The sequence below is a fragment of the Desulfomonilia bacterium genome (genome assembly GCA_036567785.1).
Taxonomy (GTDB): Bacteria; Desulfobacterota; Desulfomonilia; order UBA1062; family UBA1062; genus DATCTV01.
In genome coordinates, this window is the sequence record DATCTV010000027.1 from 1 (window position 1) to 20,705 (window position 20,705).

The window sequence follows — 20,705 nt, forward strand, 5'->3', positions numbered from 1 at the left end:
ACCCCGGCTTCTCTCTCCTTCAGTATCCGGATTATCTGCTCCTCTCCAAATCTCCCTCTCCTCATGGTACGATCCTCCTCTTACCTTTTTACCAGATCATACTCGCTTCAAATATGGCTTATTTTTCGGGGGGAAGGTCAGAAACATCTGATAATTCCAGGATATATGCACAGGGAAGAAGCGATAATACAGTCTTGATCTGGGCATTGAGTGAAATAAAAGACAGGGCTGGCAATAAAATAACATATACATATGGCAAGAATACAGATACAGGCGAATATTGGCCTACTAGGATTGATTACAGGTATCTTTCATCTAGCAATCCTACTTGTTCAATTATTTTCGATTATGAGGATAGACCAGATATGATTCAGCGGTACCTAGGCGGATCTGCTGATTTTATGACAAAAAAGTTAACCCACATAAAAACTTATTCCGGTGGTCGATTGATTAATGATTATTTTTTAAATTACGAACAGGGATTTTCAACTAAAAGGTCCAGGTTGAAGAGTATAACGCTTTACGACGGGAATAATAATTATATACCATCAACTCTCTTTACATGGAGTGACAATAATGGCGGGTTCCAGGATGAGGCACAATGGAAACAGGGATCAATTCCAAGCGGTGATGCACACTATGCTGATTTTGATGGTGATGGAAAGACAGATCTTTTAATCAGGAAATACAACTCTAATGAACTTATTGTATATAAATCAAATGGTAATAATTATGAAGCAGGTGTTCTGTGGGGAACATTGGATGTTGTAAATAATTCAACTGCAGAAATTTTTGTAGGTGATTTCAATGGAGATGGCAGAAAAGATATTGCTCAAATTTATGGAACATTTAAAGGCGCGATCTTAGTATATTTATCTAATGGAAATTCTTTTGAACCATATCAGGTATGGTTACCATATGGAGGAATATATAGTGATAGCAGAAGTTTTATAGCAGCAGATATGAATGGTGATGGCCGTGATGATATAGTTGGTACACCATCAACCTCTACAAGCAATGATAGGGATAAATTTTACGTTTATATATCAAATGGGGTTGCCTTTAATACTTACAATTGGTCTACTATATCATATGGAATAGATTATATTAAAACTGGTGATTTTAACGGAGATAAAAAAATAGATTTTATTGGCAAAGGAAGAGGTAATGGTGTCTGGTATACATGGTTATCTAATGGGAATGGATTTGACAGAATCGAATGGCCTGATAGCCCTTTTAATAACATATCTCTACTCAAAAACATACTTATTGGAGACATGAATGGAGACAATAAGGACGATGTAGTTGAGATCGGACCGAATGGCGATATTTATGTAAGAGTCTCCACATGTAAGGGATTGTTACCCAAACAGAGATGGGGAGGTGGATTGACATCAATTCCATTTACCTCGAATAACAAAACAACATATTCTTCTACAGCCAAAATCGGAGACTTCAACGGAGATGGTAGAGCTGATATTGCTGAAAATTATTCTCAGGGCAATTTAAACGTAACTCTTTCAAATGGAACCAGCTTTGCTCCTTTAACTTACTGGGGTAGAAATACTCAGTGGAATATGGGTGATTGGGTTTCAGTGGCTGACTTTAATGGAGATGGCATTGATGATTGTGTTACTGAAGCTAACCCAGCTATCGGAATTGATTATGATTGTGTTACGGTATCGAGATCAGGATTGCCTGATTACCTGCTGTCTATAACAAACGGCCTAGATGAATTAATAGAAATTGGTTATGGCCTTCTAAGTGACAGTAGCATTTATACTAGAATAACCACATCATTATACCCAATAGTAGATTATGAGGGTCCTTTAGCTGTAGTTAAAAACGTCTTCAGGAGCAATGGAGTTGGAGGTACACGAACATACAGTTATACTTACAGCAGTGCAAAAATGGATATAGTCCGCAGACGATTCCAGGGATTCTATGAGATCAGAATGCGGGATTATGATAGACAGATTGATACAATATATAATTATCTACAAACATTTCCATTCGTTGGTCTGGTGGAAAAAACTCAAACAGTTAAATCCATCAGCGGCATTTTGCTGAATTCATCTGAATACATATGGGAAATTTCAGTATATAAGTTCGGCAATTCATTTGATGCATCCTATGTACCAGTAAACACACTAAATTCGGAAAACTACAATCTGAGCTCATACAGCTCTATCTGGAATATCGCACAAACTTATTTTCCGTATGTAAAGCAATCTGTGCAGAGATTGTATGCCCTCCCACCAAAATCTATGTTGTTAAAGGAAACAACTACAGTACAAAGTTATACGGGTATGGGAAACCTCTTAAATAAAGAAGTTACCGCAACGGCAATAAGTAAAGACACTTTAAAAAAGAAATATAATTATAATTATTATCCAGTCAGAGTCATTGATCTGATCTGGAACACGGGGTTGTTGAAATCCGAAGAAATTACATCTGAATATACTTATATGGATCCTGTAACAAATGAATACAAATCTATTGATCCAGTAACGAATATGACATTATACGAATATTTTACTGATGAAACTCCTCTAGATAGCGATTTAAACCGGCCCAAATACGGAAAGCTAAAAAAGATAATAATAGAACCCAACGAATCGACTACTTCATCCCTTAAAAAAATTACCGAATATGATTATGAAACTAAATATGGTTGCATTGGCTCAGACAAGATTTCGGGGTATGGAGTATCAGCAAGAGAAACCACTTATTCATATGTCTATACGGATACAACACATACGCTTGAAACAAAGAATCCTTTGAATCACATAACAAAACAGAAATTTGATGATGGTTATGGCACAATAGTATCATTGATTGATCCGAATAATTTGGAAACCACCTTCTCAAATGACGGTTTCGGAAGAAAAATATCAGAAAAAAGACCTGACCAGACACAGACAACATATTCATATGGTTTTTCAAGTCTTGAAAACTGCGCATATTTTATAAAGAATGAAAGTTCGGGAAAACCACCGATAACAAGGCATTACGACATATTTGACCGTGCTATCTATACATATTCCATTGGATTTAATGGTGAGGATATTGTGATGTCATCCGGTTATGATGCTTTTGGCAGAAAAACTGTCGAAACAAGGTTCCATTATATTTTTGGCGACCCTCAGGCTACAAGCTACAATGAATATGACGACTATGACAGGCCGGGTATTATAACAAGGTATGATTCAGGTACTACATCATATACTTATAATGATGAAGATGGCATGACAACAACTGCAGTCAACCAGAAGGGACAGAAGACCAGACGCGCATATAATGTATTTGGTAGTATTGCCAAAGTTCAACAGTTGGATGATTCAATTTCAACAACCTACGCTTATGACCCGCTGGGAAATTTAACAGAGATTAAAGACAAATCGGGTAATGTTATCAAAATGGTCTATGATAAGTTAAGCAGAAAGACGAGCATGACCGATCCTGATATGGGTACATGGAGTTATACATATAATCCTTTTGGTGAACTGGTAATTCAAACAGATCAAAAACAGCAGACTATAACCAACGGGTACGACCTGTTGGGGCGTATAAAAACAAGGGAAGCAATTGAAATACAGGGAACCGATGATACAAAACCTAAATGTTTTGCATCAACAGCAAAATCAAATCTTTTATCTGAAGTATTCGGAACAACAAAAACGAAAGAAACTACAACCTGGATATATGATAAAACACAGACAACCCTTGGTTTACTTTCAGATATTAATGTTACCGCACCGGACAAAACATATAAAGAAACCTATCAGTATGATTCATACAACAGGCCTACAATAGTTACAAAGACTATTGATGAAAAGGAATATGTCATTACTACAACATATGATTCCGAGAGCCGTATTCAATCGATAACATATCCGGAAACAAGTGAATCGACCAGGTTCATGGTTACATACGGATACAAAAACGGATACCTGGAAAAAGTGTATGATTCAACAAAGGAATACTGGAAAGCTAACTCACTTAATGCACTTGGACAGGTTACAAACGTAAGTCTGGGTAACGCCCTGACGACAGAGTATATTTATGATAATAGCACAGGGCGGCTTGCCGAAATCAACACTTCAGGGAATGTTCAAAAATTATCATTTACTTATGATGAAATTGGAAACATGAAAACCAGGGCTGATGCATCAAACCCCTCAAAGACGTTAAATGAAACGTTTGAATATGACAGATTAAACAGGCTTAGAAGCTCCAAGATATCAGGCGTTACAGATATGACATATGATTATTACGATAATGGAAACATCATGACAAAAACTGATATGGGTACTTACCAGTATGGCTCAAAACCGCATGCGGTAAGCACAATTAAAAAATCCGGCAGTGAATTGAATTATAGTTATGATGATAACGGGAATATGATCGAGGAGTCTGAGAAAAAAGCAGGTGTATCCAATTCATTGAGAAAGCTGACCTACAACGCATACAACATGCCTTACAAAGTCACAAAAGGCTCAGATTCGGCAACATTTACTTATGGCCCGATGCTTGAGCTTATCAAACAGGAAATCGTGATCAACGCAAACACAACAACTACTGTCTATTGCAGTGAGTTGTTTGAAAAAGTCAGCACAGGTGATGTTGTTGACTACAAACATTATATTCAGGTTGCAGGCGAATCTATTGCGATTCACAATATACACAGAGAAAACTCACAATCGGATGTTAAAAATTATTACCTGCATAAAGATAACCTTGGGTCGATTACCTGTATTACAAATGATCTGGGGCAAAAGGATCAGATATCCAGCTACAGCACCTATGGTTCAAAGCGTGATCCCGCTACTTGGGACTGGAAAACTGTTCCTACCTTGACAGGTTTAATAACCAATCGTGGGTTTACCGGCCATGTGCAGTTGGATGAGTTAGGCTTGATCCATATGAAAGGCCGTATATATGATCCCAATATGGGGAGATTCATAAGTCCTGATCCGTTTATTCAGGCTCCTTACAACTCGCAGTCATTAAACAGATATAGCTACTGTATGAACAACCCTCTCGTATATATTGATCCGATGGGATTTTTATGGGGTATATCCGCGCCATCTGGTTTTCGTGTGAATGGAAGCAGTTCCGGAATTTCAACGGGAAGCGGTTCCAGCTCAGGGACAGCAAGTGCACCATCTACAGAGAAGAATAGCTCCTCGTCAAAAGACAGTAAATCCCATTCATGCGGTCAGGATTTCTTTGGAATTCATATTGGTGCACCGCATAGGAGTACAATGGCTAGTGCAGGACTGCCTGGGGGATTATCTGACAGCGCTTATGAAGCACAAAAAAGGAATTTTGATAGTTGTAATAAACAGAGAGGAGTGAGTAATCCTGGTGACAAAGAGATCGGCGATACTAAAGTAACTAATAGCAAAAACATTCAAAATGATGAAACCTATTTAAATGGGAACATGCAATTTGAAATAGATACACGCACACCGGATGAATTCTACAGTGAAATTGAACCTATATCATGGGAAGAAACAAGATGTTTTCTTGAAACCCTCGGTATAATAGGTGATGGTGTAGATCAAGCAGAAAAAGCAAAAGCTGCTGATAAATGCATTGATGAATATAAGAATGCTAAGTGGAAATGTGATATGGCTCTAAGAGCTTATGATGCTTGTCCAAACTATAGAGAAAAAGGCATGCAAAAAGAGTATAATGATTGTATTTCTACTGCTCAGAGATGGCAAGAAGAATGTATTGAAGGAATGAGTGGTCTGAGAAGATCAAAAAATGTGGGGAAAGTAAGTAATCCTTTTTAAAAAAGGTATTAAAAGTTATGAAAAAGAAAACTCAAAAATATTACAATATATTGGTTTTTATTATATTAATTTTATTTTCTTGTTCATCTAATAAAGAATCAAGCAAATTTTATGACATGAATAAAACAATAATATGGAATGGTATGAAAATAACTTACCCAAGTGATAGAATATCAAGTTATATTAATGGGGATCTTGGACTTCATTTAATTTCAATTGATACAAAATATGTGGATGGTCTTCAAATTATAAAGTATTCAAGAGGTCCTTTGACATTTTCAAATATAAAAGAATTTACTGAAGGTAATGGAAATAGAATAATAAAATATGGAGAAATTAATTATAAAGGAAATAAAGCATTCGAAATATCTTATCTGAACAATAAATCTAAATATATTTATGAATTATATGTAAAAAGCATTAACATGGTCTTTATGTACCAAGGGAATGAAAATAGATTTTCTGAATATAAATTAATTATTAATAACATAGAACTCATTGAATAGGGAAAATACACAAGAAAGCAAACTGGTTACCCATTAAAATTTAGTACCTTCAACTTGATATGACAGCTCTCCTTTCCGAGGGGATCTGTACATTAAAGTTTAAGCTTCCAAATACTCATGGCATTTTTTTGAGAAATACAAATTTAAGGCTTGATGGGAGAGCTTAAAATATTCAACAATATACATGAGAATTTCCGCTAAAACATAAAACCTTTAAAAGGAGAAAATGACCGTGGAATACACAGAAGAGATTCAGCATATGTGTCAGGTGGCAAAAGGCCCCAGAAACGGCCCTGCACCGATTCCCGAGGAAGGCAAATGGGTAATGGCGAAAGAAATAAAAGATATATCTGGACTTACGCACGGTGTGGGCTGGTGCGCACCGCAGCAGGGGGCGTGCAAACTTACACTCAATGTCAAGGATGGCATAATTGAGGAAGCCCTTGTCGAAACAATAGGCTGCACCGGTATGACTCATTCAGCAGCAATGGCAGCTGAAATTCTTCCAGGAAAGACCATCCTTGAGTCCCTGAATACAGACCTTGTCTGTGATGCGATCAACACGGCGATGCGTGAGCTGTTTCTTCAGATTGCGTATGGACGGACACAAACTGCATTTTCAGAAGGGGGTCTTCCGATAGGTGCTTCCCTTGAAGATCTGGGTAAAGGCCTGTGCAGCGTTTGCGGGACCATGTTCGGGACAGTTGCCAAAGGTCCGCGTTATCTGGAAATGGCCGAGGGTTATGTACTGGAACTTGCATTGGATGCGGACAGCGAGATCATCGGCTATAAGTTTGTCCATATCGGCCGCATGATGGAAATGATAAGGAACGGGATGGATGCAAACGAGGCGCTCAAGAAAGCAACAGGGACTTACGGCCGTTTTGCCGAAGCTGTCAAGGTAATCAATCCGCGGCACGAATAGGGGAGGAGAATATGGCACTATTTGAAGGATACGAAAGAAGGATAGCACAAATAAATCCGGTGCTTGAGAAATATGGTATTGCCACAATTGAAGAAGCTGAAAAAATCTGCAAGGACAAAGGGCTTGACGTATATAAGATAGTCAAGGATGTCCAGCCGATATGCTTTGAGAACGCATGCTGGGCGTATATTATGGGTGCGGCTATTGCAATTAAGAAAGGTCAGAAAAAGGCTGCCGAAATCGCCGAAACGCTGGGTGAAGGCCTTCAGGCTTTCTGCATTCCGGGCTCGGTCGCGGATGACAGGAAAGTAGGCATCGGCCACGGCAATCTTGCCGCAATGCTGCTCCGTGAAGAGACAAAGTGTTTTGCGTTTATTGCCGGCCATGAATCATTTGCTGCGGCTGAAGGCGCCATAGGCCTTGCGAAATCCGCAAACAAGGCTCGCAAAGAACCGCTCAAGGTAATCCTTAACGGCCTCGGCAAGGACGCGGCCCATATCATTTCCCGTGTCAACGGGTTTACCCATGTTGTGACAAAGTTCGATTACCTTTCGGGCAAGCTCACTATTGTAAGCGAAATGGCATATTCGACGGGCGAACGCGCAAAGGTGCGATGCTACGGTGCTGACGATGTGCGCGAAGGCGTGGCAATCAATCATCATGAGGGCGTTGACGTGTCGATCACGGGAAATTCTACTAATCCTACCCGCTTTCAGCACCCGGTAGCAGGCACATACAAAAAGGAATGTCAGGAACAGGGCAAGAAATATTTCTCTGTTGCTTCGGGCGGCGGAACAGGCCGTACGCTTCATCCCGACAACATGGCTGCCGGACCTGCTTCCTACGGTATGACAGACACCATGGGCCGCATGCATTCGGATGCACAGTTTGCAGGCTCGTCATCCGTGCCCGCCCACGTAGAAATGATGGGCTTTTTGGGAATGGGCAACAATCCGATGGTGGGTGCGTCAGTGGCTGTTGCGGTTGCGGTGGAACAAGCCATGAAATAGGAAAGCAGGGCCTGACAACTTAACTCAGGAGCTTCAGCTGATAAGCTGTTGAGCTGTTAACCAGAATCGATACGATGGAGGCTTAGAACTGAAGCTTTAAATCAGCGCCGGTGGCCCATCCGCTGAAGTATTCTCCCCAGAAATAAGACGCGCCAATACCCAGCCAGCGGGTTCTCCAGAGGTTGCCCATCATGTCGAGCACAATGCGGCCGTTCACCGTATAAATGAGGTCTTCATGGAAGCCTTCAGAGGCGTCACCGAACAGGCCTGTTGCCGCTATAAACCCGCCGGTATGAAGCTCTCGTTTCGTCAGTCTGATACCAAGCGGCACGTCAACATCAAGCTTGTTTTCCCATTGAGATTGTCGGTCGTCTTGAATTCGTAGAATCCGTCTACGGCACCGTTGTTGCCGCCGAGAATAGTAACCGCTTCGACGCGCTGTTCAGTGGTATTCTCAAGCTGTTCGATTATTTCAGAAGGCGGGGCAGGCAATGCGTAAACCGAAAGAGGGGTGGATATGAGGAATATCAGTATTAGGAAAACCTGGAAGAACCCTTTTCGGTGCCCCATGTTTGGCTGGCTTTACATGCGGTGTTCATCCGGGTATTTTACAGGTGTAGTTATCACCATGCAACGCTATCCTTCATTATTATCGAAAATGATGCCGATTAACATGTAAAATGAACATGATTGAAAGAGCGTTTTCTTTTAAGCATATTCGGGGTGAGACATGGGAGAAAATAAACAATTAAGAGAGACAAGATTCCTTTTCATATGGCTCTTCATATTCATTCTCTTGAACATGCTTATAGAACCCTTTATGCAGGACAACCTGCCGGTAAGGATGCTTAATGACGTCGCATTGATCATTGTTCTGGGAATCGCCGTGTTTATTCTGAAAAAACGTTTCATCGGTACGATTCTTTTCATATTGACAGTTCTCAGCACAGCATCCACATATCTGCTTTTGAGCAAAACAGCGCTTGTGATCACCTGCATAACGTCCAGCTGTTTTCTATGTATGGTCATTTATCAGATTGTTGCCTATATTTATTCCCAGGAGAAAATAACGGCAGACGCGGTTATAGGCGGATTCTGCGCTTATATGCTGATCGGTGTATTATGCGGCATTCTCTATATGAATATCGAAACGATAAATCCTGGTTCTTTCGATTTCGGTCCTCATGCCACAATCAGTGAATTCGGAAGAAACAGTTCCCTCCTAAACTATTACAGCTTCTCAGCTCTTCTTACCATAGGAATGGGAGATATCATTCCCATCTCACCTACGGCAAGGGCGCTCACAATAATTGAAGGTCTTTTAGGGCAGTTCTATATAGTATTTTTCATATCATCGCTCGTCGGTATGTTCATTTCACAAAGGAAGGTCCGGAAAGAATGGCCTGACGATGAGGAGTGAAGCTATTACACAATCCGGCAAAAGTGTCTGAATAATGAAATCAGACAATATAGCCAGCTTTTTTTATCGACATGGCTGATCGGCTTCAAGTCGATTTTATTTGCATGCTCAGGGGTTTTTCCAAATGGTTGACTTCCAGGAGCATGGTGTCCGAAAAAATATCATGAGTATTTCCATCCGCCGCAACACGACCGTCATTTATGACTATTGTTCTTTCGCAGACATCAAGCACGAGATCGAGGTCGTGAGTCGCTATTATCTTCGTATGATGAAAGGACTTGAGCCAGTCGATGAGCTGCCTTCTCGATTTGGGGTCGAGCCCGCTGCTGGGTTCGTCAAGGAGCAGTATGTCGGGCGTCATGGAAAGGACTGTTGCGATTGCCACCGCCTTTTTCTGCCCTCCCGAAAGCCTGTACGGCGGCCTGTTCTTCAGGTGTATTGCATCAACCATTGCAAGTGCTGTTTCCACCCGGTTTTTTACTTCTTCAATGGGAATGCCCATATTGAGCGGACCGAAAGCTACATCGTCATAAACAGTAGGCATGAAAAGCTGGTCGTCGGGGTCCTGAAAAATCGTGCCGACCCTTTTACGCACATCTTTGACTGTTTTATCAGTAAGCGGAAAATCGCCGATCCTGACAAAACCCGATGACGGAGTAAGGCAGCCGTTTAAAAGCAGAAGCATCGTTGACTTGCCTGCACCATTAGCTCCCACAATGCCAACGCTTTCCCCGTGGATTATTTTGAAATTTATACCGTCAAGGGCCTTTGTGCCGTCCGGGTATGTGTATTCAAGGCTGACAGCTTCAACAATATGATGGCTCATGATACTGTCCTTATTATCAGATGGCCAAGGGCCTGCGGCAGGTTATAAGTTCTGCACAGAAAGAAGAACACGCACCAGAATATCATGTATGAATAGTCAGCAGGTCTCATTCTCATTGTTTTCATTATTCTAACCTCGCCGTCGAAACCTCTTGAAATCATTGCGTTGTGGATTCGCTCCGCCCTGTTCATTGACCTTAACAGAAGTTGACCGACAAGGGAGCCGGTAATTTTTATGTCAGGGTAAGTGCGGAATGACCTGAGACTGTATGCGCGGATCATTCTTAATGCTTCATCGAACAGCACATATATATACCGGTACATGAACAGAAGCTGAACCGCAAAGACCCTCGGGATCTTGAGCCTGATGAGACCGGCACACATGGTCTCGAATCCGGTTGTAGCAACCAGTGTAAGAGCGGTTCCAACTGTCAGGATAAACTTAATCAATATCGATATGAATGAAATTGTACCGCCTGAGATGTCCAGGCTGCCGATACTCATTACAGTCTGACGGTCAATAAAGGGGTTTGCAATACCTATGGCGATGGCGAATGGCGACACTGCAACGATTTTCAGGCCCATGTTCTTTAAGGGTACCCTTCCCAGAGACATTGTGGCAACCGGATATATGATCAACGGCAGCAGACCTGAAAGTTCATACTTCGGAAAAGAAACGGTAATGAAAATAAAAAAAACGGTCACCAGAATCTTTGAACGCGGATCAACCCTGTGAACGGGTGTGTCCTGGAGGGACAGCAGGTTAAGGCTGCCGATAGAGTTCAGTGCTTTTTCAATACCTGCCAAAAATATTCTCCGTGATATCCAAACAGCCGATTTAAATCATCCGGGGGAAAGGAAGAGGGCCTTGTCCCCCGGATGATTGATATCATGCAGTCTGCATGATACTCGCAACAGAAAATCAAATCAATTTTATGTTTTTGCCTGATTGCCCGCTTTTCTGAGAACTGTGCCAATGAGAAAAGCTAATGCCAGGGTAAGGATTCCTCCGATGATTCCGGCAAAAGAAGTTCCTGCACTTATACCCGGCCAGGACTCGGAAGTCTCTGCCACTTCGGATTCACTCTTCGAAACGGTCTGTTTGAAATTATAGTCGGGCAGTATTGCGGTCTTTTCCTGAATTGATGCAAACGCTTTGTGGATACTGTCTGCGGGTGCGGCCAGTTCTTCTTTTCCGGCAGTACGGAACATCGACCATTCGAGACCGTCCGGTTGCGATGAAGCGAACCATGCGAGGATGCCTCCTATAAGCGCAGCAGCGATGCCGATTGCGATGACGACGCCTTTTATCGGGGTGTTCATTTTAAGCCCTGCCCCCTGTGCGACAATTTCCGGTTTTGCCTTCCAGACAAACGAGACTACCGCGGCGGTTACAACACCCTCGACTATGCCGATTGCAAGGTGTATCGGCTGCATGAGCAGGACGAATGTATTGAACGGAAGCTCGCTGATTCCCGAAGACATTGTTTCAATGACTACACTGAAGGCTCCGAGCTGGAGACCTATGATTGCGGCGAGGAGAGACCCTGTAATAATTCTTCCCTGTGTGGGCTTTTCTCCCGCAATCTTTTTGTAAATGAGGGGATAGGCGACAAAACATGTCCAGAAACCGAGATTGAATATGTTACAGCCGAGGGCAAGCAGTCCACCGTCACCGAATATGAGGGCCTGTACAGTAAGGATAGAAGCCATGACAATGAACCCTGCGTAAGGCCCCAAAAGAATCGATAGAATAAGCCCCCCTCCAAGGTGTCCGCTCGATCCTGTTGCCGGGATCGTAAAATTAATCATCTGTGCTGCAAAGACGAATGCCCCGAGTACACCCATGAGTGCTGTTCGGCTGCTCTGATCCTCGCTTGATACCTTTTTGGACGAATAAGCCACAAGTCCCGCCGAAACAGCCCACATCGCACCACCTACAGCCGGTGATATAAGCGCATCCGCCATATGCATGATTCGAACCTCCGGAATAAGAAGTGAAGATAGCGTAGCACGAAATTAAAAAAGGTAGCAAGATAAAAGTACGTTTTTTAATTTAATAACATCAATATTATCACTCGATTTCTTTACCTGTAGACGTCATGCTCAGATCGCCGTGGCGGACGCCTTTAACCGACCTGAGAGCGTATGCAAGCGCCACGACTTCTTCGGCCTTTCCTTTTACTGCTATTATTTCCAGGCAGTTGTCATGGTCAAGGTGGATATGCTGGGAAGATATTATCGTTTCCTGATAGTCATGCTGTATATGGGCCAGTGTGTGGAGCAGGTCGCGCTTGTGGTGATCGTATATGAATGTGATTGCGCCGGCTACATCCTGGCCCTCCTCCCATTCGTCCTTTACAAGTTCCTGGCGGATGAGGTCACGGATTGCCTCGGAGCGGTTGGTATAGCTCCTGTCCCTGATGAGCTTGTCGAATTTATCCAAAAGCCCTTTTTCTACCGATACGCCGAATCTTACAAGCTCTGACATAAATCACCTGCATATTATAATAGTTTAGTACAGCGTGATAAACCACGTGTAATGCCTATTTAAGTCTTATGGTAACGATCTCCCTCGGCCGTGCGGAAAAACGGATAACGCCGTCATGTATGGTGACCGGTTCAATTGCCGTCTCGTCAAGCATCACCCTTAAGGCTGTTTTGAATTTCAAGAGAGGCTTTAATGAAACCTCTGTCACCTCATCGGCAATGCTGTAGCCGCGAACTATTATCCCTTTGCCGTCTTCTGCGGGTTTAATTGTGCTTATGATGAATGATTGAGGTTCAGTCTTCAGCATCGATGCACTTGCAGGAAGGCTGCCTTTGTGAATCGTCGTTTGAAGACCGGTCATGGGGGAGTTGAACGAGTATGCAAGGTTTGCAGCATTTATGCAGCCGCCCTTATGCGGAATTATGGAATAGTAAAACGCATGACCGCCTATCATCTGCGCATCCGGAGTCGGGGTAAGCGGCGGGCCGGCATGGCCCCTGCGGTTTGCAAAGTCATCCCTGGAAAGCCAGCCGACACAGTTTAAAAGTGTAAGGGCTATTTCGGAGCCGTCGCTGGTCCTGATTACTTCAACCTCAGGCAGTCCGCGGCTTGCTATCATCATGCCGTTTTTGCTGTCGTTAACATCGGTAAATGACTTTTGCGGGACTTCCGGTCTTGCATCTTCCGGCCACGCCGGATTGGGTGCGGCACAGCCTAGCGGCCTCTCGATTACATCGAAATGGCCGTCATAAAATGCGGAATCAGCTTTAAAGGGCGTCGGGAAATGGACCCTCAGCCTGTGGTCGCTCGAGAGGTTTTCAACATAGGTCTCGATGTCGATTCTTTCAACATTATCAGAGATTGAAACACGCGTGATGATTTCAAGCGGAAGTGTTATCTCATCCCTTGATTTTCTGTCTTCAGTAAGGGCCTGCGGGATATTCAGTATCTTGTGTATCTCAAGCGTCCTGGCGCAGGGTGTTTCCACGGCAAGTATCGAAAGTATTTCGGCGTTGTCAGAGGATACCATACGGTCGTTCTCAGGCGGGCAGTAGTTGTATTCATCGCCCTTGTTGCCTCCGTCCCGGAAACTGTTAAGACCTTTGAATACGATCCCCGTCCTTTTGTCGGTAACGGTAAGAGTCCCGGTGGACATATCCGCCTTTACCGCAAACATGCTGTTTTCGATTCCGTTAGAGTTTTCGTATGAATAATCATGTGAAACATCCGATTTTTTCACTCCGAATACGGCATAGCCGATTCCGGGGACGTCTTTTGCAAGGAATCTTATTGCAGCGGGTTTTACTATCCTGACGCGCAGATGAAAATCTTTTATGGAATCGTCATTGAGCCATGTATTGATCTTTTCATCCATTAATGCGAGAGGTTCTGCAATAACTTCATCAACATCGCAAATTCCTATTTCAAGTTTGAGGCAGTCGCCGTCCTTTTTTGCATCAATATCATAGATTTTTATGATTTCGGGAAGCTTTCCCTGTTTGGCCATCTCAATCATTCCCAGGATGCCGGCCTTGTCCATCTCCGAGTCGAGATAGTTTTCAGATTGCATCGGTTCGATAATTTCATATGGAACGGTGTTTCCATCCGCATCTACAATCTCGACAGAGCAGGAGCCGATGGGCATCAGAATGTCTGCGGTAACAACTTGGGTTGCCTGCCGGCTTGCCGGGTTATAGACAAGAATCGACGAGAACAGCTTTGAAGAGTCCACAATAGAAGAGGTATTGATATTCATCCCTAGGCTGGTGAGGCCGTGCCGTGCGGCATTCTCTCCGATCTGCATGACCTGATCAAAACGCGAGTGCATTTCTTCATGAACCTCATCGATCGAGCAGCCGCAGATGGAGTCGTGAGGGTGGCATTCCAGAAGCAGTTTCCAGGCCCTTTTCACAAAAGGATAGATATCGCTGATGAGCCAGGAGTCTTTCAATGCCCTCACTTCTGCGCCCGTTCCTTTAAGCAGACGAGCCCATGCCGAAGCCGGTTCGGCAAGCTTTTCAAGAAGAGTTTCGCATGCATGATTATCCTGCTTTATCCACATCCTCATGGAGAGAACGCCCGGCAGCAGATGATTTCTGGCGGGAGAGCGCAGTTCTCCCTTTATGACGGGCAGTTTCAGGTTTTGCCTGTCCACTTCTGAAAATATCCCGTCAAAATATTGAGTAAGCGTCGAATGAATTATTTTATGTTCTTTCAGTACCTTGCAGGCCTTTTTGAGATGGTCCGGCGTCGTCCTGTCGGGTTCAAGGTGGTCGGTCCCCTGCATTAGAAGCACATGGCCGGTTTTTATGTGAGGCAGAAGCGAATCGATGATTGCCTTAAGCTCATTCGGTGAATTTTCCCCGGTCTTTGCCGGATAGAAACTCGCATTTCCATAATGATCCCTGAGGTATGACAGAAGCACGCCTGTTCCGTCAGGCGCCTCCCATATCAGCTCTACCGGCTCATCTGACAGACCCCTGGCAAGTGATGCGCCCCTGAAACCGAATCCGGCAAATATCTGGGGAAGCTGGCTGATGTGGCCGAATGTATCCGGAATATACCCTATGGGCATGACGGCACCGAACTTCCTGCAGTCGGCTTTTCCGATAATCAGGTTTCTTATTATGGCCTCGCCGCTTACCAGAAACTCATCGGGCAGGCAACGCCACGGGCCTATCAGTATGCGTCCTTTCTTTATGAAGGCCTTCAGTTCAGCTTCTTTTTCAGGTCTTATGTCCAGATAGTCTTCAAGAACCACCGTCTGGCCGTCGAGCATGAAATGTTTATACTCCGGATCGCTTTTAAGAATTTCCAGCAGCTTGTCCATCAGATGGACAAGTCTCATCCTGAACGTCTGGAAGGTCTGATACCATTCCCTGTCCCAGTGGGTGTGGGATATTATGTGTATTACGGCCATTGTTAGGCTCCTTTCATAATTCAGCTACAGTTCCACCTTTTCTTTCATCAGGGACTGCGCCTCGATAAGTGCCTCATGCCTTATCGTAATCGGGAAGCGGTTATGCAGGGGGCTTATCCTCGCGCCAATCTCCCCGCATTTATAGAAGAGCATCGAGAGAGGCTTCATGAAATTGCTGAGCTTTGCACCGTGCTTGAATTCTTCCAGGGTCTCGTTGTCCCATCCGCCGAAAAACGCATAGAGGAAGCTGAACAAGAACATCCCGGGTACTGCACCTACAAAGAACAGTATCATGCTGGTGATCTGATCGCATTTCCACGTGTATGTACCGAAGACACGCAGGATGCCGTACATCACGGCTCCCGACAGCAGCGGCGCACCGATCGACTGCCAGAAATAGAAGCGCTGCTTGAAGCAGACTTTATTGTTAACAAAATACGAGACGATGTCTTTTGTCAGAAGTCCTACGAAATAGGCTATTATTAGTCCGACCACCTGGTATTTGTCCATCAGTACGAAGACAAGCGTTACCCTTATCGCCTGCTCCATCGTGCACAGGGCAGTAATGAGCCACGGTTTGTTGGCGCCCCTCTGCACGTTGTCTCCTATCCAGGAAGGATATTGTATCGTGCCCCATATCATGAGCGGTATGGAATAAAGGGCAGCCCTGGCGAACTGTGGGCCGGTTGCACCCAGGATGAACCTGTCTGATACGGCAAGCAGGAAAGAACCCAGGAAAGCGCTTATCATGCCGCCGTATTTATAGGCAAGAGTCGCATAATACTGGCTGAGGATCTTCCTTCCCCTGGAAAATGCTTCGGAAATTGCTGGCATCAGGTTGTTGTACAGCGTTCCGATGACCTGAAATGCAAAGACGAAGTTCTTGGCGAGCATCCAGTTTCCCCATATCTCGGTGTAGTTTATGAGCTTTGTCTGGGTGATCAGTATTTCGAGGGCCTGGGCTCCTGAGACCACGAGGGATCCCATCATGTCGAAAACGCCGAACTTGAGGCTCTTCTTGACCACTTCCCAGTCGAAATGAGCCAGAAAGAGCAGTTTCATGCTGTAACCGACCCTGCGGTAGAGGATATAGCCGATGATGAATGTAAGGAGTTCCGTTCCATAAAGCGCAAATGCCATGCCCAGCGCCCCGCCCAGAGCGGGACCGATCATTGGATTTGAAAGTCCCCATTTGTACACGGGATAGACAACAATGAGCTGGGCTATAATAGGAAAGACGACTGCAAATCCTATGTCCACGATCTGTGCGTAATCGAAGCGCTGGAAGCCTGTAAGTGCGTAGCGCATCAGCTGGTATATGCCGGGCATCTGAATTATTGCGTGCGTTATGATTATCCATGTGTAAATGGCATAGGTTGTTTTGGGCAGGAAAAAGCTGGAAAGCGCCACAAAGATTGTTACCTGAAGAGCTCCTGTCAGCATTTGCCACCAGACATACATCTGACCGAACTGAATGCCTTTTCTGGGGTCTTTTATACGGTATTCGCTCAGGAACTTGACAAAAGCAAAACTGGTACCCATGTCGAAGAACATCCATGCCACCTCGAAAAACTGCAGCACTCTGAACCACAGTCCGAGTCCCTGTGCGGAAGGCAGAAGGAATGATGGAAGAATGAGGTTTTGATAGATGATAAGCGGGACAAAAAGAATCAAACCTATTGTAAGTGCAAACAGAAATCCGCCAAGCGGCCTGTGGAAACCTATGTTTTCCCAGTCGGTTCCCTGTTCGCGCTCTTCATAATTTTCCCGGTTGCTGACGATTGAATCAAGGGCCTCAGGGTGTTTCCTGCTGTAGCGTCTGACGATTACGAACAGGCCGAAGAATGTCACATTTATAAGTAGAAGAAGGGTGATGATTGTCATCTGCTCATCTTTGTGGGGGACTGGTGATGCGGGATAATCGGCAAATGACTGGGGTGTTCGTCCCGAAGCGCTTACAGTAAGATTATAAATGAAATAATTGAAATAAGGCCATTCCTGAAAGTCTTTGTTTAAGAGTTCATCCCTGCCGTCTTTGTCTCTTGACATCACAAGGTGAGGTGTCAAAATATAGACTTGGCCTTTACCCAGTGCGGACTTTCCGAGGATTGTTTCCTTGCTTTCGTATCCGTAAACGAGTGTATTCAGTTTCATACCGCTGATTTCGGTGCGTTCTCTGACCTGGGGTGCACTGTTCCATACGATATCGGTAACAACAGAACCAGCGGCGCCTGGAAGGTTGTCGATGCTTTCCTCTTTTTTCAGCAGTTCTTCCACTACAGGGGTTTCAAACAGCTTCTTCAGCTGTTCCTGGCTTATCTGCGGACCCATGATAAGTATAAGGCCCGCGCCTTGTTTGACTTTTAACGAGATATTTTCTGGATCTGGAATCGAGTTGTTCAGAACATACACATCCGCATCAGAAGAAGGTGTTATTTCAAAATCCTTTGCCAGACTGAGCGCCCGTGTGACACTTCCCTCAGGGCCTGCATAAAACACTTTCAGTCCGCTTCCTGCAAACGAAGCTTCAGGCAGCAGGAATACTGCAAGAAGAATGAAAGCACTTATGAATAAACTTATATTTCTCCGGACGAAAAAATTAGATACGGGGTTATTCATAGCGGTGCCTTATCCCTTGAAACCGTTATCTTTAATGACCCGGCTGAACCAGTGCCCGCTTTCCTTTATAATTCGCTCTTGTGTTGGATAATCGACATAAACAAGGCCGAACCTCATCGTGTAACCAAAGGCCCATTCGAAATTATCCAACAGAGACCAGTGGAAGTATCCTTTGACGGGAATACCTTCGGATATGGCCCGGTGCACCTGCTTCAAGTGGTCCCTGACATAGCGTATTCGGCGCTCATCGCGGACGCGACCGTCAAAGTCGACGCCGTCCGGTACGGGTATGCCGTTTTCGGTTATGATTATTTTCCCGGGCTTATAATCTTCCCACACCCTCTTGATGATTTCATAAAAGCCTTCGGGATATATCTCCCACATCATCGAATATTCATTGCCCTCTGGCTGCACCTGTGTCGCTTCCACAAAGGGGAAATCCGGGTCGTGTTTGAAAACACCGCGCGTATAATAATTGATTCCGAGAAAATCGACAGGTTTGCTCATTATTTTAAGGTCTTCGGATTTTATTTCGGGGAAGAAACCGCCGAAAATCGATAGCATGTCTTCGGGATAGCTTCCTTTAAATACAGGGTCCAGAAACATGCGGTTGAAAACACCATCCATGTTCCGGGCAGCTTTTGCATCTTCGTCAGAGCCGGTCGCTGGGTGTACGGGGCTCAAGCTTAATACTATGCCTATTTGAGAATCTTCCGGCAGTACTGCGCGCATGACTTCAAGTCCGAGTCCATGTGATAGGATCAGGTTATAGGCTGCATTCATTGCCGCGACGGGGTCCTGCCTGCCGGGTGCGTGTTCACCCATGAAATATCCGGCAATGGCGACAACGAAAGGTTCGTTATGTGTTATCCAGTTTTTTATACGGTCGCCGAATTTGTCTGCGAGGATTTTTGCATATTCCGAGAAATGAACTGCCGTGTCGCGGTTGGCCCATCCGCCTTTGTCTTCAAGCGCCTGCGGAAGGTCCCAGTGATAAAGCGTCGGGTAGGGTGTGATGCCTTTTTCAAGAAGCCTGTCGATAAGCCTGTCATAGAAATCAAGGCCCTTATGATTCACCATGCCGGTTCCTGCCGGCAAGATGCGGGGCCATGAGAAGGAGAAACGGTAAACGTTAAGTCCCATGGCCTTCATCAGGTCGATGTCTTCGGCATAACGATGGTAATGGTCATCTGCAATTTCACCGGATGAGCCATCCTTGATTTTTCCGGGTATGCGGCAGAAGGTATCCCATATGCTTTCCCCCTTGCCGTCTTCATTCCATGCGCCTTCTATCTGATATGATGCGGTTGCCGAGCCCCACATGAAATTTTCAGGAAATTTGTATTCAGCCATCTTAACCTCCATCAAATGATATTGAATCACGCTAAACGCGCAGTAAATAAATGTCAATCATCAAGCTTAAGGCGACTTCATTGACGCAGCTTGCAGGCTTATGGTAGGTCAATAATTGTGGGACTTTCGATAAAGACTATATTGAACATACTGTTTCGTTCGCTGTTCATACAGGGTGCATGGACATTCAAGAACATGCAGTATATCGGTTTTATCTTTTCGATTGCACCCGGAATCAGGGCATTGAAATCAGTGAATCCTCAAATAAGGGAAGAACTTGGCAGCAGATATTTCAACTCACAGCCCTATATGGCGCCTGTCGCCGAAGGGATTTATCTGAACCTTGTCGAGCATGGAAACGCGGCTGATGCGGCCAGGGTTCTTCCTTCCGTCTCCTGCGCGCTTGCCGCTCTTGGTGACAGCTTCTTCTGGGCCGCGCTCAAACCGATTCTGTGCCTTCTGTGCCTTATTCTGGGGCTTTCAAGCTGGCTCTGGGGGATACTCATAGCAATCCTTATCTATAATGCTATTCATTTTGGGATAATGGGGTGGGGATTCTGGGAAGGATACAGGAATGGACCTCAGGGCGCTCTCGCCGTAGGAAAGATTGTCTCTATTGAAAGAGCAGATAAGATTTCACTTTTGATTCCCTTATTATGCGGGATCTGTCTTGTAATAGCACCTGGAAAACTCGGGGTGGAATATTATATAGCAATACCGGTTTTCATGTTAAGTATGCTGGCTTTTTACAAAAAGATTAATTTTTTATTAATTTTTTATGGGCTCTTTATTCTTATACTGATAATGACGATTATAGGAATATAAGAATAAA

General features: G+C 44.3%; 15 protein-coding genes. 6 read left to right on the forward strand and 9 right to left on the reverse strand.

Going from position 1 to position 20,705, the window contains the following annotated elements; translation table 11 throughout:
• Positions 1-113: 113 nt before the first annotated feature.
• From VIS94_05470 to VIS94_05485, 4 genes are all read left to right on the forward strand, one after another.
• Complete coding sequence (locus VIS94_05470) at positions 114-5,804, forward strand: FG-GAP-like repeat-containing protein (protein ID HEY9160513.1); 5,691 nt, start codon at positions 114-116, stop codon at positions 5,802-5,804.
• 17 nt (positions 5,805-5,821) lie between these two features.
• Positions 5,822-6,310 (forward strand): hypothetical protein, encoded by a 489-nt coding sequence (locus VIS94_05475; GenBank protein ID HEY9160514.1) that lies wholly within the window; start codon positions 5,822-5,824, stop codon positions 6,308-6,310.
• A 232-nt stretch (positions 6,311-6,542) separates the two neighbouring features.
• Positions 6,543-7,235, forward strand: a complete 693-nt coding sequence (locus tag VIS94_05480) for a hypothetical protein (GenBank protein ID HEY9160515.1) — start codon at positions 6,543-6,545, stop codon at positions 7,233-7,235.
• A gap of 11 nt (positions 7,236-7,246) precedes the next feature.
• Positions 7,247-8,245: a GGGtGRT protein gene (locus VIS94_05485; GenBank protein HEY9160516.1), complete on the forward strand. Its 999-nt coding sequence runs from the start codon at positions 7,247-7,249 to the stop codon at positions 8,243-8,245.
• A gap of 82 nt (positions 8,246-8,327) precedes the next feature.
• Here the strand turns inward: VIS94_05485 and VIS94_05490 are convergent, their stop codons facing one another.
• The gene (locus VIS94_05490) at positions 8,328-8,576 is read right to left on the reverse strand and encodes a hypothetical protein (protein HEY9160517.1); all 249 of its coding nucleotides are present in this window, start codon (positions 8,574-8,576) and stop codon (positions 8,328-8,330) included.
• Positions 8,555-8,815, reverse strand: a complete 261-nt coding sequence (locus tag VIS94_05495) for a hypothetical protein (GenBank protein HEY9160518.1) — start codon at positions 8,813-8,815, stop codon at positions 8,555-8,557. Before VIS94_05495 ends, VIS94_05490 begins: the two co-directional genes overlap by 22 nt.
• 160 nt (positions 8,816-8,975) lie before the next feature.
• Here VIS94_05495 and VIS94_05500 point away from each other — a divergent pair, with 160 nt between their 5' ends.
• Positions 8,976-9,665, forward strand: a complete 690-nt coding sequence (locus VIS94_05500) for a potassium channel family protein (protein HEY9160519.1) — start codon at positions 8,976-8,978, stop codon at positions 9,663-9,665.
• An 85-nt stretch (positions 9,666-9,750) separates the two neighbouring features.
• On the opposite strand, the gene VIS94_05505 is transcribed toward VIS94_05500, so the two are convergent.
• The 7 genes from VIS94_05505 to VIS94_05535 all read right to left on the reverse strand — a co-directional run bounded on the left by VIS94_05505 (position 9,751) and on the right by VIS94_05535 (position 19,885).
• Complete coding sequence (locus VIS94_05505) at positions 9,751-10,491, reverse strand: ABC transporter ATP-binding protein (GenBank protein HEY9160520.1); 741 nt, start codon at positions 10,489-10,491, stop codon at positions 9,751-9,753.
• A complete protein-coding gene (gene cbiQ / locus VIS94_05510) occupies positions 10,488-11,297 on the reverse strand; it encodes a cobalt ECF transporter T component CbiQ (protein HEY9160521.1) in 810 nt (269 codons plus the stop codon). Before cbiQ ends, VIS94_05505 begins: the two co-directional genes overlap by 4 nt.
• Before the next feature lie 126 nt (positions 11,298-11,423).
• Entirely contained in the window at positions 11,424-12,464 is a 1,041-nt protein-coding gene (locus VIS94_05515) for an energy-coupling factor ABC transporter permease (GenBank protein ID HEY9160522.1), read from the reverse strand.
• Between the two features lie 100 nt (positions 12,465-12,564).
• A complete protein-coding gene (gene nikR / locus VIS94_05520) occupies positions 12,565-12,981 on the reverse strand; it encodes a nickel-responsive transcriptional regulator NikR (GenBank protein ID HEY9160523.1) in 417 nt (138 codons plus the stop codon).
• A gap of 55 nt (positions 12,982-13,036) precedes the next feature.
• On the reverse strand, positions 13,037-15,901 hold the full coding sequence (locus VIS94_05525) for a glycosyl hydrolase-related protein (protein ID HEY9160524.1): 2,865 nt from the start codon (positions 15,899-15,901) through the stop codon (positions 13,037-13,039).
• Positions 15,902-15,925: 24 nt separating this feature from the next.
• Positions 15,926-18,520 (reverse strand): hypothetical protein, encoded by a 2,595-nt coding sequence (locus VIS94_05530; protein ID HEY9160525.1) that lies wholly within the window; start codon positions 18,518-18,520, stop codon positions 15,926-15,928.
• A gap of 9 nt (positions 18,521-18,529) precedes the next feature.
• The gene (locus tag VIS94_05535) at positions 18,530-19,885 is read right to left on the reverse strand and encodes a GH1 family beta-glucosidase (GenBank protein ID HEY9160526.1); all 1,356 of its coding nucleotides are present in this window, start codon (positions 19,883-19,885) and stop codon (positions 18,530-18,532) included.
• A gap of 105 nt (positions 19,886-19,990) precedes the next feature.
• Here VIS94_05535 and VIS94_05540 point away from each other — a divergent pair, with 105 nt between their 5' ends.
• The gene (locus tag VIS94_05540) at positions 19,991-20,698 is read left to right on the forward strand and encodes a PTS system mannose/fructose/sorbose family transporter subunit IID (protein ID HEY9160527.1); all 708 of its coding nucleotides are present in this window, start codon (positions 19,991-19,993) and stop codon (positions 20,696-20,698) included.
• The last annotated feature ends 7 nt before the right edge of the window (positions 20,699-20,705 follow it).